The following is a 1,595-nucleotide window of genomic DNA, read 5'->3' as shown; positions in this document are numbered from 1 at the left end:
ACGGTGAAACCACGTGACCCAGAAAAACCAACTGAACCAAAACCAAATGAACCTTCTAAGACTGTTGGACCAGAAGATGGATCAAATCCAACTGGTGGTTACAGATTGAAAGAAGCAGATGAAACATTCCGCTTCGACATTTCAACGCTCGTTCCTGCAGATCCTAAGGATGAAAATGGAAATGCCTTGAAAGATGAGTACGGTCGCATCAAGAAGACGGAATTGACGAACTTCACAATCAGTGATAAAATCAATCAAGTCCTCAAAGTGAACCTTGACCGCATCGCCCTCAAAGTTGAAAACGCTCAATTTGACGCGCTCAAAGCAACTCTTCAAGCCCAACTTGAACAGTCTGAGAAAGAACTCAAAGCTTTGACAGGTAAGTCAACTGATGAGACTTCAACAGAGCCTAACAAGAAGGAAGATTTGAAAGCGGCGGAAGCGAAAGTTGCTGAATTGAAAGCGAAGTTGGAAGCAGCTAAGGCAGCACAACCAGCTACTCCAGCAACAGCTGCTGAAGGGACAACACCAGCTACATCTGATTCTTCTGCAACAGAAGAGAATAAACCTGCAACTAGCGAATCAAGTCAAGATCTTGCAAGCTTGGAAGCAGAGTTGAAAGCATCTGAAGAAAACTTAGCTAAACTTCAAGCACCAGCAGAGAAAGAAGCAGAATTAGCACCAGCTGATAAGAAACAACAACAAGAGAAACTCGAAAATGAAATCAAGAAACTAAAAGAAGCTCAAACCAAGCTTCAAGCAGCTATTGATAAATTGAGTAAGTCTTCAAATGATCGTGGTGAATTAGTAGGTAAAGAATTGGAAGCAATTGCTACTGTTACTTACGATGAAACTGAAAATCTTGTGACTCTTGAAATCAGCGACAAGGATGTTCTTGAAGCCTTGAAGGGAAGTAAAGTAACTCTCGTTCTTTACACAAACTTCAAAGAAGGAACAGACTTCGCTAAGTATCAGGACGGTGTACCAAATACAGCTACAGTAAGCTTCAATCACACCCCACAATCTACCAACACAGTTGTGGTGTTCCCACCAACACCGGTAACACCACCGGCTCCAAATATTCCACCTTCTGAGGGGGAAGTTCCACCAAAAGATCCAGGCAAAAACTTGCCAAATACAGGTTCTGAAGTTTCTACACTCTTTGAAGTCATTGCAGTTCTCATTCTTGGACTTACAGGACTTCTAGTTTGGAAAAACACAGCTGAACAATAGGATTGCATAGTAAGAGGAGGGTAGAAATATTTACTCTCCTCCTTACTATATATTAAATGAATTAAGGGAAAAAGAATGAGTAGAAAAAAATTATTAAAGTTAGGGATTTCAATACTTGCTTTAAACGCTCTTGGAGTAGCAACTTATCATGTAGCTCCAGATTTATATCAAATTCCAACAGTGCATGCAGAAGAAACACCGGCGGAAGATGAAGAAATTCCAGATGGCCAAGAGAGAGTCGTGGCATTCCGATTTAGAGATAAACTGAATGATCTAGACGCTGCCATTGCTGACTATAAAGCTAATCCGGATGATGAAGACAACAAAGCAGGATTAGAATATAGTTTGGCGGAAGCTACTAA

Annotated in this window: 1 protein-coding gene and 1 pseudogene; both read left to right on the top strand. The window is 41.0% G+C overall.

The features are described from left to right. Nucleotides 1-1,233: LPXTG cell wall anchor domain-containing protein (locus HMPREF2853_RS05240; RefSeq protein ID WP_148131406.1), on the top strand; the 1,233-nt coding region annotated here is incomplete at its 5' end. A 75-nt stretch (nucleotides 1,234-1,308) separates the two neighbouring features. After that, a pseudogene (locus HMPREF2853_RS05235) lies at nucleotides 1,309-1,595 on the top strand (cell surface protein); the annotation flags it as partial.

Origin of the sequence: Streptococcus sp. HMSC077F03 (assembly GCF_001812375.1) — a bacterium.
Lineage (GTDB): Bacteria > Bacillota > Bacilli > Lactobacillales > Streptococcaceae > Streptococcus > Streptococcus oralis_S.
Note: the sequence above shows the minus strand (reverse complement) of the source record. Positions and strands in the feature narration are given on the sequence as shown.